General features: G+C 43.1%; 10 protein-coding genes and 3 pseudogenes. 6 read left to right on the forward strand and 7 right to left on the reverse strand.

Annotated features, from left to right (window positions below):
• Positions 1 to 416: pseudogene (locus AT710_06750) on the reverse strand.
• Positions 417 to 1,412: 996 nt separating this feature from the next.
• Here AT710_06750 and AT710_06755 point away from each other — a divergent pair.
• Positions 1,413 to 2,472, forward strand: a pseudogene (locus AT710_06755) (hypothetical protein).
• Positions 2,473 to 2,585: 113 nt separating this feature from the next.
• Positions 2,586 to 3,485 carry a hypothetical protein gene (locus AT710_06760; GenBank protein KUO91363.1) on the forward strand — a complete coding sequence of 300 codons (900 nt, stop codon included), beginning with the start codon at positions 2,586 to 2,588 and terminating at the stop codon, positions 3,483 to 3,485.
• On the opposite strand, the gene AT710_06765 is transcribed toward AT710_06760, so the two are convergent.
• Positions 3,442 to 3,906: a transcriptional regulator gene (locus AT710_06765; GenBank protein KUO91364.1), complete on the reverse strand. Its 465-nt coding sequence runs from the start codon at positions 3,904 to 3,906 to the stop codon at positions 3,442 to 3,444. The two genes, AT710_06760 and AT710_06765, sit on opposite strands and share 44 nt — an antisense overlap.
• Before the next feature lie 480 nt (positions 3,907 to 4,386).
• On the opposite strand from AT710_06765, the pseudogene AT710_06770 reads away from it, so the two are divergent.
• The 4 genes and pseudogenes from AT710_06770 (at position 4,387) to AT710_06785 (ending at position 8,480) form a co-directional block, all read left to right on the forward strand.
• Positions 4,387 to 4,604: pseudogene (locus tag AT710_06770) on the forward strand (DNA-binding protein).
• Entirely contained in the window at positions 4,601 to 5,041 is a 441-nt protein-coding gene (locus AT710_06775) for a hypothetical protein (GenBank protein KUO91365.1), read from the forward strand. Before AT710_06770 ends, AT710_06775 begins: the two are co-directional and overlap by 4 nt.
• Before the next feature lie 895 nt (positions 5,042 to 5,936).
• Complete coding sequence (locus AT710_06780; protein KUO91366.1) at positions 5,937 to 7,616, forward strand: methionine--tRNA ligase; 1,680 nt, start codon at positions 5,937 to 5,939, stop codon at positions 7,614 to 7,616.
• 15 nt (positions 7,617 to 7,631) lie between these two features.
• Positions 7,632 to 8,480, forward strand: coding sequence for an NAD(+) synthetase (locus AT710_06785; GenBank protein ID KUO91367.1), 849 nt, complete (start codon positions 7,632 to 7,634; stop codon positions 8,478 to 8,480).
• 1 nt (position 8,481) lies between these two features.
• On the opposite strand, the gene AT710_06790 is transcribed toward AT710_06785, so the two are convergent.
• The 5 genes from AT710_06790 to AT710_06810 form a co-directional block, all read right to left on the reverse strand.
• Positions 8,482 to 9,657 (reverse strand): glycosyl transferase family 1, encoded by a 1,176-nt coding sequence (locus AT710_06790; GenBank protein KUO91368.1) that lies wholly within the window; start codon positions 9,655 to 9,657, stop codon positions 8,482 to 8,484.
• Positions 9,654 to 10,247, reverse strand: a complete 594-nt coding sequence (locus AT710_06795; GenBank protein ID KUO91369.1) for a hypothetical protein — start codon at positions 10,245 to 10,247, stop codon at positions 9,654 to 9,656. The genes AT710_06790 and AT710_06795 overlap by 4 nt, the downstream gene beginning before the upstream one ends.
• A 254-nt stretch (positions 10,248 to 10,501) precedes the next feature.
• Complete coding sequence (locus tag AT710_06800; GenBank protein ID KUO91370.1) at positions 10,502 to 10,729, reverse strand: hypothetical protein; 228 nt, start codon at positions 10,727 to 10,729, stop codon at positions 10,502 to 10,504.
• Between the two features lie 132 nt (positions 10,730 to 10,861).
• Positions 10,862 to 11,296: a transcription elongation factor NusA gene (locus tag AT710_06805; protein ID KUO91371.1), complete on the reverse strand. Its 435-nt coding sequence runs from the start codon at positions 11,294 to 11,296 to the stop codon at positions 10,862 to 10,864.
• A 7-nt stretch (positions 11,297 to 11,303) separates the two neighbouring features.
• On the reverse strand, positions 11,304 to 11,603 hold the full coding sequence (locus tag AT710_06810; protein ID KUO91372.1) for a 50S ribosomal protein L30: 300 nt from the start codon (positions 11,601 to 11,603) through the stop codon (positions 11,304 to 11,306).
• Positions 11,604 to 12,738 lie beyond the last annotated feature (1,135 nt).

Genomic DNA, 12,738 nt, shown 5'->3' on the forward strand with positions numbered 1-12,738 from the left:
TCAGCCTCCCTCACAGTCCAGGATGCCCTGTACTCGCGGAATTCGTCGCCGAAGGCCTGCCTAAGCATGTCGAATAGCAGGTTCCTAAAGGACTTGTCCACAATTGCCTTCTTAACAACGCGAATGACGTCGTCGGGAGCAGCATCAACTAGCGGCGGCGCCGAGCCAACCAGCCTGGCGTACTCATCGACGTCGATGAATTTGAGCAGCGCCCTAAACAGGTCATCGCTGATCGGCGTTAAGCCGCGCCTAACTCTATAGATGTAGGTCTTATGGTAGCCGAGGTCGCTAGGCCTAACGCCCTTGACCCCAGTGACGTAGCCGAACACCCTACGCCTAACCTCCTGAGGAACGGTCTCAACCCTAATCAACTCAGGGTCCATGCAAGCCACCCCATTGCCGAATAACCGCCCCACCCACCGGCAACGATATGCGAAACGGATTCATAAGCATACCGCCTTAGGCAAAACCAAACATACCAACATGAACTCCGGAGCCGTAGGCCGTGGGTTCAAATCCCACCGGGTCCGCCAATAACAGACTTTAAGCTTAAGACCATATTGAGAATTTACGTATCTATTTATAGGTCTATCTTATGGGGCCTTTTTCTTTCTCTCCCTATAGGTGTCCTTTATTTCGTTTTTCCATCTTTTCTTTTTGTCTTTTCCGTTATTCTTGACGGGTTGTTAGTAGGCCCATCACACATGCTTTTAGACGTATTTACGGAAAGGGGAATTTACGTAAAGAGAAACGGTAAGTGGAGGAGATTTGCATTAGCACTCTCTTACGATAATCCCTTGGCAAACAGTTCAGCAATATTGTCAGGAGTATTAATGCTGTTTGCAGCAATGAAAACGCATAGTTATCATTACTATTATCATTATTACAACTATTATTCCTAAGATAAACTGAATAAACTCCCCAGTTTACCGTATAATTTACAGTATGATAAGGAAAGCTTATACAAGGTATTGTAAATACGATTAGTAAGTGTACCGATACCAGACTTTATGGTACCTTAGAGTTCGGCCTTCATCGTGACTAATAGTCACTTTTAATGACTATTAATCACTCGGCCTCATCACTCCTCTTCTCCTCCCCACGCCTAGGTTAGGGAGTATGGACTCCCGGCCACGACATGGGGGAGTCTCATTGGATGCCTTTCCTCCACCTCGCGACTGCTCATCGACTTCACAGTGGCATCCTCTAATTAATTTTTGTAAGTAAAGCTTATAAACTTTACTTTAAATAATCAATCATGGTTCAAGTCACATTTCACTCAAAAATATTCTCAATGGGTCACGACAAGTACGGAGACCCAAAATACGCAATATACGTCCCAAAGAGTGTTCACGAGAAGATTAAGGGCTTATTAGACAGAGAGGTGATCGTAACTGTTATCCTACCAGATGATGAGAAGTAAGCTAATTGGTTCTAGGGAAGCTCTTGAAAACTTCCAATTCGTTACTATAAATGGTAGGGTTGAGTTTAATGAGTTGGATAGGATAGCTAGAATTGCTTATTATTACTCAAAGGCTGTAAAGGCTGGAATTAACCTAGCTTTAAGAGGAGTTTCACTAAATGAGGCTGTCAAGGACTTGTATAATATTATCCCTTATGCATTCTATGCTGAAACTGCTTATAAACAAGCTTTAGCCATTGTTGAGAATAACGGTAACAAGGTTGAGATTAGAAAGAAGTGGATCGCTTGTAGGGGGAATAAAAGCGATAAAGGAAAGGGGGATAAAATTTCACGTTTTGGATGACCACGTTGAAGTTAAAGCTAAAGACCCGTGGGGTAAGTGGATTTATGGAAAAGCTTATTTTGGAAAGGAGTACTTACCACTACTTCATGAGTTGGAAGAGTTGGCGAGTAATAAGGTAGAGGGTTATGGTGCTGTAATTAGTTTCAAGCATTACCCTATGATTCACCTCCAAATACCACTCTGGTTGTATCTGAAGTACTTCTCTTCACCAAAACCTAATGGCTATGGTTTGGTTGCTGGTTTTGATTTGAATAGTGATAGGTTGAACGTTGTTGTAGTTAATAAGGAGGGTAAAGTTATTACTACCAAAACGTGGTGGTATAGTGAGGTTGTTTCCCACGGTTTTCCTAAAGGGAAAGCTATGGCTTTACGTTTGAATGCTCTTTCACAAGCTCTCAGTTTCCTATCACGGGTTGGTGTTGATTACGTAGCTTTAGAGGATTTATTCCTAGTTAAGAGGAGGAAGTTTACTAGGAGTAAGAGCGGTAATAGGAAGGTTTCACGTTTTGCTAAGAAGCAGTTGTTAGTCCACGGTGTTATTAAAGCACTTAGGTTGGGTTTCAACGTTATTCTAGTTAATCCAAAGGGTACTACAAACTCTGAAGAGCATGAAAAGGTGATGATGGAAAAGGGTTTCGATAGGCATACAGCCTCAGCTTACTTAATAGCCTTAAGGGGATTAGAAGTAATTAAAAATAACGAGTAGTTACGCAAAAATGTTACAGATATATTCCCCCTATTGCCTTTTTATTAACAAATTAGGGATTTACTTTGAAACCCTTCTATATGATTTAAATTTCCCTGCCCCACAATTATCTTATGCCTACCCTTCCCACGGAAATTACGACAACCTTAGAAACCTTATTGGTTTCTACCGTGATCTATTTAATCACCGTCTTCATACAACAAAGAACTAAGAAAAACAGTACGTTAAGGCTAATAGGTACAATATATGCTCCTGTGCGTTACTTCATAGAAGTAAAATATATAGATGCTGTAGCCAATATACTATCCTTATCATACTTATTTTTCCTTATTATTTCAGAACTTCTGCTTTTTCTACCAGGTAGCAATTCAGGCTATATTATAAAAATAATAGCTATTGTCTTTTTTATACTGGGAGCGCTATTATACCTCATTTACCGTAATTTCATGATTAAGAGAAACAAAAAAATAAAGGAGTTCATATATGAGAGTTCTGTTCATAGCACGTTAGATATAGATAGCCAACCCCTAAGATGGGAGGCAATATACCAGGGAACTCTAGTCCTAGCAGAAAGATACTTCTTATTAATCTTCATTGCAGTAGTCTTGATAACCTCAGCCTTGCTCTCCCTAAACAAGGGCTTTATAACCCTAGGTGTTACGCTAATTGGAGTTTATATAATATCATTCTTTCTATCGTTGCGTTATGCAGGGTTTATGCGTTTTTTATCTTTTGGACCATTCTATAAGAGACTAAAGATTTCCTTCATCGATACCAATGACGAGATAGAATCCAGATTATTCAATATCTTAAAGGATCCCGGTATATGCTTATGCATAGTAGACGATAAGGGAAATAAGTATTGCGGGACTCTGGAGGGCATTACCCATAGTGTAGTGATTAGAGATATGGATGGAATCCTAGTTAGTATCCCTTATGATCACGTTTACAGAGTGGAAGGATGTAAGGTTAAAGATGATAATACCGGATCCACCTTTCAACGATATCCTTAATAATACTCTTTTCTGCATACTCAGGATAATACTTGTAAGTATATGCTGCTAAATAGGTGGGTGGTTTATCCTTATACTTTTGGATAATTTCCATAGCTTTCTTCAATTTGTCTTCATCCTTATCTTTCAATTGGCTTAATAACTTTTTCGCATCCTCCTTACCTTTTTCCGTTAAAAAATATTTGAACACACCATCATCATCCCAGATATAGACTAGCTTTCCCTCCTTCTCTAATTTGTCCACAGCCTTCATTAACTCCTCAGAGTATGGACCATATTTACTTGCTTTAAATTTTACCCAGTGGAAGACCTCTTGGTTCACTAAGAAAACAAGTTTCTGCATCCTTGTTTCTGTTTCTATATGCCCTCCTGCTAATTCTAAGACTAAGAGCAGCAGCTTCTTTGCCTCTTCCGATGCCATATTTCATATTTCATATATATGCTTATATTCTTTTGCGAAATATGTCCCCAATACATAAAGTTAGAAAAGCGACTTCTTATTGGATTTTGAAAAATTGTTAAGTAAGCATTATTAGCGCTAATCTTTGGATCCAGGTTTTCTACTCCCGTTAGAAAAATTCAATAAACTCCCCAGTTTACCGTAAAAAATTCAAAACAACTATATACGGTCCTCTGGTTCTAATGCTGGACCTCTGTGGTTCATATACTGCGGTCCAAAAATGGTCCAGGCGGACTTCTATTTGGTAGTTAATCCTACCCAGATGTCGAGTTTTTTAATTGAATTATCTGACTCTTACGTTAACGGAATACAGTATTAACAAATCTGCTAATCCTGAGGGGTAAGAATTAGAAAGCTGCTTTTTGTAGCACTGTAAGACTATTTACATGTTCCTTGATCCTACTTAAGGTTTATTAAGGAGGACTTTTAGGACAAAATATTGTGCAAAAACTCCAGAATGCTGAGAAAATATTGATAATTTTATCTCATGGCTGTGCTACTTTAGAGCGTTTACAGGAAAAGACAGGGATCCCGAAGGGGGAGCTGCTGGTTTATTTGACATAGCTATATAAGAGGGGGCTAATTTACCGTAAGTGGCAAAAATATGGTGAAAAAAGTTCAGGGAGTATTGCTTGAAAAATAAGGAGGAGATTGCATGAGTGAAAATAACGAAAGCAGATACATTCAATCATTTGTGGAAGGATTAGCAGAGCCGTTAGTTGATCTATTAATTGAGTGTCTATCTTTATTAATCACAGTCATTAATGGAGCATTACAACAATTAACTCCTTCTTCACAATATACAGCGCAGTTTACAATGTTAAGTCCTTTTTTGGTTGTTATGCCTCTAGCTTTAATATTAATTTTTGCTTATATTAGGCCTTTAATTGATTGGCTAGACACGTTAGTTTATGCAATAGGGTTAATACTAGGAACCGCTATATTTATGTACGCTAACATTAGTAATGCAGGGCTTTTCTCAAATATTATTAGCAACGTCACTTTTAACATGTTATTAATTCTAGGGTTAATCATGTTGGGTTTAGTCACGAGAATTTATATATCGTTATTAAAGCAAGAACGAGACTATTGGTAAACTGGGGAGTTTAACGCTTTGAAACGCTAACTGTTATTTCCCCTTAAACGTTTTATAGTTCAGTTACATGAAAAGGGTACATAACACCGTGTTTATATAACAATTAACATTCGTTTTTGTTATATATCTGAAGTACTGTGGACCCGTAGGTCCCGGGTTCAAGTCCCGGCCCGAGCCCTTATTTTATATAAATTTGAAAGAAGACTCTTCATTTAGAGAAATATGACGTAACGGTTTTTGTTATATGACTTGTTATATGAGTTTTAAGGACGTTAAAGTAAATGGTGTTCAACTCTCAGTTATAATAAAATAGTTATATGAAAAAGAGGGAAAGGAATGAAGATATCTAATGATTAATTGAAAAAGATCAATGAGGCGCAAAGAAAGAAAACACTGCAATATGTAGCTGAGAAATACGGCAAGCCTGAAGAGTTCTCTTCTCCTTACTGGTATATGTTGAGGAATGGGAAGAGGCAAATAAGCGATAGTGCCCTCAAGATTTTATAAACGAACGGCAAACCTCGCTCCTCAAGGCGGGGAGGAGGTCAGAACACCCTAAGTACACTTGGTTATAGTTATTAGGNAATTGTAGAACTCCATGGCCTTTCTGTACCCTTCATCACTCATTGAGCCGCAATTCCATCTATGGCATAATCTTTTCTTGGTATAGCTTCCATAATACTATAGTGAATTATACCTTATATAGTGAACTACCCCCTCCCCCCTTAAAGGGCTAGGCTTGTCGCTCTCTATCATTAGGTGATGACCCAATGCATGTAGTGGGATTTTAGGTCTTCCCTCCAGTGCAATGCATCGCAGGATGAAATTTTAATGAGGTCCCCCCCCATTTTCGTTTCGGGATATCGTTAAATTTATAAATATAATGTAGTGAGTTGTGCGGGACCCTAATGGAAATGAGGTAAGGCGTAAATGGATAGTGGCATCGGCGTGGCCCTACATATATAGCATTCCACACCTTGGAAATATGGTTGGCTCCGTTCTATCCGCCGATGTCTTCGCTAGGTACCTCAGGTTAAGGGGCGATGATGTCCTATTCGTGAGCGGCAGCGATGAGCATGGAACGCCAATAGAGGTGGAGGCGATAAAGCAGGGAATAGAGCCGAAGCAATTAACCGATAAAATGCATGAATTAATAAAGGGATTATTCAGGGAGTGGGAGATAAGTTTTGATAATTATACTAGGACCGAGAGCGAGACGCATAAGGAGTTCGTGAGGGGATTCTTCATGAAGGTCTATAATAATGGCTATGTCATAACAAAGGATGAGGAGATGCCGTATTGCCCCAGGGATAAGATATATTTGCCGGATAGATTCATAATAGGTAAGTGCCCCTTCTGCGGCTACGATAAGGCCAGGGGGGATCAATGCGAGAATTGCGGGCGGCTGCTCGAGCCAAAATCATTAATAGAGCCCAGGTGCGCCATATGCGGCACTAAGCCCGAGTGGCGCATCACTAAGCACTGGTACCTGGATTTAAGGAGGCTTGAGGATAAGGTCAGGGATTACGTAATTAATAATAATAATTTGACGCCCAACGCCAAGCAAATGAGCCTATCCCTCCTTAGGGAGGGGTTACGGCCGCGCGCCATAACTAGGGATAATAGGTGGGGCATACCGGCCCCCTTCCCTGGAGCAGAGGGAAAAACCATATATGTTTGGTTTGAGGCGGTGCTTGGATACATATCCGCCGTCATAGAGTACTTCAATGGAGGAGAAAAGTGGAGGGATTACTGGATGAATCCGGAGACCAGGGTTATCTTCTTCATCGGTAAGGACAATATACCGTTCCACGTAATACTATTCCCCGCGCTTCTAATGGCCACTCAAGAGCCTTACGTGTTGCCTTGGTCGACATCCTCCACGGAGTACTTGCTGTATGAGGGCATGAAGTNCTCCAAGAGCCAAGGAATAGGCATATGGATAGATGAGGCAATAAAATTGCTGCCCGTCGATTATTGGAGGTTCTTCCTTGTGATGACTAGGCCCGAGAACAGGGACTCCAACTTCTCCTGGAGCCAATTCGCGGAGGTAATTAACTCAATACTAAATGATGTAGTGGGCAACTTCATACATAGGGTATTGACCTTGGCCGCTAAGCAGGGATTCGCGGATGAGCCCATGGAGGATGAGGTTGTCGAGAAGGCATTGAAATTATTGGATGATAGCGCTAAGCATTATGAAGGCGTGGAGCTGCGGGATGCATTATTATCGGCCGTTGAGGTGGCTAGGCTGGGCAATAAGTACCTGAATGATTTGCAGCCCTGGAAAATGAGGGGGGACGAGTCTAGAAGAGCGTTGGCTAATGCCTTGCTCATGGTTAAGTCCCTGGGCGTGGCTCTCTACCCAGTGATGCCGAGCAAGATGGGAGAGCTATGGTCAATGCTTGGGGTGGACGCCAACACCATTAAATGGAGCATCATTCACGATTCATTGAGTAATCTGCACATAAATAACGTGCATCCCCTCTTCAATAAGCTGAGCGATAAGGACTTGAAGGCCATTATCGATAAATTAAGCCAGATTAGGAGGGAAGGAAATCAATTTAAGCAGTGACCGCTTGATTCCCTCATGGAGATAAACATAGAGAAATTATTGAATATAGATTATGGATATGCATCCCAGAGAATCGCCAGCTTCATCTCATCCTATATAAGGGATGCGGGGGCCAAGGGGGCGGTAATAGGATTAAGCGGAGGAGTTGATTCAAGCGTCACAGCCGCGCTCCTGGTGAAGGCGCTGGGAGCCAGCAATGTCATTGGCGTGATAATGCCATACACAACGACTCCGCAAGTGGATATAGATGATGCGAAGAGGCTGGCCGAGTCCCTGGGCATTCAGTACTACTATGTTCCAATAAATGACATCCGCAATTCGCTGGCTAAATCAATACCCATCTTCTCCGAGTCGGAGACAGTGACTAACGGCAATATATTGCCCAGGATCCGAATGACTATCCTTTACTACTTCGCCAATAGATTCAACATGATGGTGGCGGGGACAGGGGACAAGAGCGAGATACTGATTGGGTACTTCACTAAGTACGGCGATGGGGGAAGCGACTTGCTTCCCATAGGCGATTTATATAAGGGGCAAGTGAGGCGGTTAGGCATTTTCCTGGGGATACCGGAGGACATAGCTATGAAGCCCTCCAGTCCCAGGCTATGGGAGGGGCAAACCGCGGAGGGAGAGCTCGGCGTGAGCTATGATGATGTGGATGTGATCCTACATGCATTGGTCGACCTAAGGTTATCGCCTGAAGAAGCCGCCGAGGCCACAGGTAAACCCATCTCGACGGTGATGAGGATCTGGAGGAGAGTAATCAATACGGAGCATAAGCGTAGGTTACCGCCGATACCCAGAATTGGGCTTAGGACCGTGGGGATAGATTGGCGCATGCCGCTAAATAAGGATGGTTAATTCACCAAATAGTTCTCTTCCGTTCCCCAATTACTTGGGAATAGAGATCAACTGTCTCCTTCGCCACTAAGCCCCAACTATACTTATTAATTATTGTTTGCCTAGCATTGCTTCCAATATATCTACGCTTCCCCTCATCGCTTAGTAGTAGATCAATGAAGTAAGCTATGGAGTCGGAGTCCTCGGGATCCACAGAGACCCCATTAATCATGTGCTGAATTATCTCGGCGGGGCCCCCGCGATTAGGCCCTATAACTGCCTTCCCAAGCGACATGCCCTCTAGAACGCTTATCCCAAATGGCTCATACCTGCTGGGGAGCACAACAACATCGGACATGCCTATGACATTGTATAGATCATTATCGGGCAAGTGGCCGGCGAAGTACACCTTACCCCCGAGGTCCCGCGAGGCATTCATNAGGTACTCGCGCATTGGTCCATCACCAGCCATGATTAGCTTAACGTCCTGTCTCCTGGATACCACCTTCCTGAACGCCTCTATCACCTTATCGGGGCCCTTCTCATAAACCATTCNCCCGAAGAACACTATTATTTTCTCCCAATCAGAGGCGTATAGATGCTTCCTGCTCCAATCCACCTTAAAGTTAAGCAATTCGCTGGCGACGCCGTTGGGAATCATGCTTATCTTGTTGGGCGGGGCATTGAGGACTCTCATAACTTCATCCCTCATATAATTACTGCATACTATTATCCTCCATGCTTCGAACGCCATGAGCCACTCCCATTCATGTATGTGCCTCGACTCAATTGATCGTATTCCGCCCCTCCTGCCGTGCTCGGTTGCATGAATGGTAGCTATTAGGGGCGTCCTCACCGCGTGCTTAATGGCTACGCCGCTCGGCGCTGTTAGCCAATCATGCACGTGAATTATATCTGGCTTCCATGTCTCAATTATGCTTGATGCCTTGTGAANCATTTCCATATTGAATGAGTGAACCCAGGAAATGAAGTCAAGTATCTTTATCTTAAATGGATTCACCCGTATCACGTCTACGCCGTTGATTTCCTCCNCGACATCCTCATATCCATAATTTATGGTGATCACCTTCACATCAATGCCCAGCTTAGCCAATTCAGTTGTCAAGTAATACGCGTGGCGACCCAGTCCACCCACTATATTGGGCGGGTATTCCCATGATAAATGAAGAACCCTCACTTGACATACACCTCCAGCACCCTATCCAGGGGCAGGTCCGGAGTCGCTAGTAACGGTTGCTTAACAGTGTAATTAGATAGGAGCGACTCATAAGCTTGCTTGCTGTGGACCAGCAATAAATCACTCTTGGAGAAAACATACTCCTCAACGCTAGCTATTGATGCGCTTAAGCTAGATGAGCGTGGATCCCCCCTCTGGTACTCTGTGGATAAAACGCTGCAAAACATCTTGGAACCATCGCCCAGGAGCACCTTAAACGAGTAAGCCATTAGGCATCCCCCCCACTCAAATCCGTGAATTACCCCTATCTTCCTCCTGATCAAGTAAGGCAACTTACGCATTACTTGGGAGGGGAGGGAGAGGCCATAAGCCACAACGCTTGGGTGATCCCTAACATCTAGCCCTATCCTGAGCAGGTTAATGCCGAATAACTCGTCATCGCTGTCCCTATCGCTTGGAACAACGACATAGACATCCCAACCCATCGAACGAAGGCCGCTCGCCATAATGCCCACCAAGTAGCCCAGGTCAGTAACGGCGCTGCCGAGGAAAGGATATTCCCATGAAAACAAGGCAACAGATAAAGCCACGTATTTGTAACGCTTAATCGGTTTAATAAGTTAACTCAACAATCCCATGGTAAATTACATCATCCTCATGATGGAGCCTCTACGTGAAGGCTATGAAACCGATTTTTCACGCGTCTAGCCCTTATTCCATGAGTGCCCTATTACATTTCCACATATAGGCATTGCGAAGAAAGTATTATATATTTATCCCAAATCCGAGTTCACTAGGATTTGCCCATACCCCGCCCTAAAGGGCGAGGTATGCCGTTCGTTCATCAAGAGAACTTACTCATTACCCTCATCATGCCTTTCCTCGTGAGGAATACTGCATCATCTATTAACTCTACATACCCATTGCTGCTGAGGTCATTTATTATTCTCCTCAACTCGTCCTCCCCCATATTAATTAACCTGGCTAGATCCCTTACCCTTATCGAGTGCTCCTTGCTGACGGCGGAATTAAATTGAAGCACAGTCAACACATGCTGAACCACATGCTCCATAATATAACTAATCCCATTACTAACTTTATAAGCATTAACCGATTAATTATTATTCCTAAGCCTTAGAACGCAAGCCTTGCCTCTAATTTATTGATATTTAAATCCCATCTCGCATAGATGATTGGGCTGGGCTTAAGTTAATTTAATTGATTCTATATCGAAGTATCTCTTGGCTAATAGAATCGCCCTATTTATGTTCTTGCCGTTCTTGCCTATGGCAACGGCCTTCTCCTCCTCGGAAACCGTTACTATGGCTACCTTGCCATCACTCGGCAACTTAGTTATCTTGATGCTGTTTATCTTTGCGGGATACAATGCATTCCTAATGAAGTCCTCCGGAGCCTCGCCGTACTCCACGACCTCCGCATCCTTGCCCAAATGCTCCCTTAATCTCCTGATATTTATGCCATTCTTGCCGACAGCCAATGGAGCGAAGTTCTTATCAACGATGAATATGACCCTGTTATACTTATCATCTATTATAGTATCTCGCGGCGTTATGCCGGTTATGCTCTCAAACAATGCCGCATACCTCAACTCCTCCTCTGTTATAACTATGTTGGGCATTCATTAATCACCTTATTAACTCAAGTATATTGCTTTCGCCAGGCTCAAGCACTGCTAGCAGGGCCACCTTATAAGGCTTACGCATGGCGGCGCCGAGCTCCCAACTCGAGCCCGGATAGATGAATATTGGGGTTTGATTCAGTTTAGCATAGTACTCCACTTCCTGCCTTACCTGTGCAGGCGCATTGGCGGCTAATATTGCTAGCTTAGCGCTGCCATTTATTATTGATTTAATTGCACGATTGCTCCCAATCGCGATCTTGCCTGTATTCAACACCACTTGCAGTTCTCTGCCTATATCTATCATAACCTATAACCCCCATTCACACCCACCACTTAAAAACTTTTCCTAAAGAGTGCTGTGTTGCATGACTTAAGCGTGCAGTGTGAAGTTTTTAGTTCAAGCCTCTTCTTCTATTTATACAGTGAGGCGTAGAATGTGACCTCTGATAAAGGCTGGAGCAAGTACTGATGCGCTTGTTAGGAGGGGCGAAATCCTCCTCGACTCCTCAACCATAAACGGAAAAGAATAAACAACTAAAAAGGCAAAGTAGGCGAACCATACCATCCAAACTCACCCATCATGCTGCTAGGCCTCATCAGAATCCTCCACCACACCATACAGACAACTAGAAGGCTTCATCAGAGCACTCGCAAAATACGTAAGGACTACAAGCACCAGACTACACCACAATATGCAGAATAAACAAACATAAATCGAAGAAACTTTTCAAATCCACAACCGTAAGCCTAGCAGATTCATTGGGCATAAAACACAATGGTGGGTGGATGAGAAAGGTGTGGAAGGTGAAGAAGAGTTATCTAAAGATACGCTTCGCCGCCAACACCAAGACAAAGCAGATCGTATCCATGTAACATCTGGGAAAGTTCATTATGGTGAGGTGTTGAGAAGGCTTGTTAGAGTTGCGATGAAGGGCGTGAAGGTGAGAAGGGTGCGGATGGCGTATGATTCGAGGATTTTTTCTTGTCTCAGAGTGGTATAAACTGATTAGGGTGAAATTCTGTTGCGAGGAGTGTGGGGTGTCCGTCAGGGATGTGTTGGGGCGGAGGGCGCTTGGGCCTAGGGCTTGGGGCAATGCATCGTTTTGGTAGGGTTGTTGAGGGCGTTTTCTCTGTTGTGAAGCGTTTGGTGAACGTGTTGGCGAGGTTTGTTAATAAGGGGTCTTTTTTTAACCCTTTAGGGTTGTGGGGATGTCTCACACTGATAAACCCAAAGACTTTTATATTACGGCGGCGTAATTATTACGGCGGCGTAATAATGTTATTTGACGTTAGGCCCAAAGAAAACAGAAAGGATTTGTACGATAGGGAAAAAGAAATTGAAATGATAAAAGATAGCATACAAAGAAAAACATGGATAGTAGTTTTAGGAATGAAAAGGGTTGGGAAGACCAGTATAGTTAACGTTTCCGTAAACGAAA

Origin of the sequence: Thermocladium sp. ECH_B (genome assembly GCA_001516585.1) — an archaeon.
In the GTDB taxonomy this organism is placed as follows: domain Archaea; phylum Thermoproteota; class Thermoprotei; order Thermoproteales; family Thermocladiaceae; genus Thermocladium.

Bases quoted from the DNA above. Each gene is read 5' to 3' on its own strand.
- AT710_06760 (KUO91363.1), top strand. From the start codon at position 2,586: ATGCCTACCCTTCCCACGGAAATTACGACAACCTTAGAAACCTTATTG.
- AT710_06765 (KUO91364.1), bottom strand. From the start codon at position 3,906: ATGGCATCGGAAGAGGCAAAGAAGCTGCTGCTCTTAGTCTTAGAATTA.
- AT710_06775 (KUO91365.1), top strand. From the start codon at position 4,601: ATGAGTGAAAATAACGAAAGCAGATACATTCAATCATTTGTGGAAGGA.
- AT710_06785 (KUO91367.1), top strand. From the start codon at position 7,632: ATGGAGATAAACATAGAGAAATTATTGAATATAGATTATGGATATGCA.
- AT710_06800 (KUO91370.1), bottom strand. From the start codon at position 10,729: ATGGAGCATGTGGTTCAGCATGTGTTGACTGTGCTTCAATTTAATTCC.
- AT710_06805 (KUO91371.1), bottom strand. From the start codon at position 11,296: ATGCCCAACATAGTTATAACAGAGGAGGAGTTGAGGTATGCGGCATTG.
- AT710_06810 (KUO91372.1), bottom strand. From the start codon at position 11,603: ATGATAGATATAGGCAGAGAACTGCAAGTGGTGTTGAATACAGGCAAG.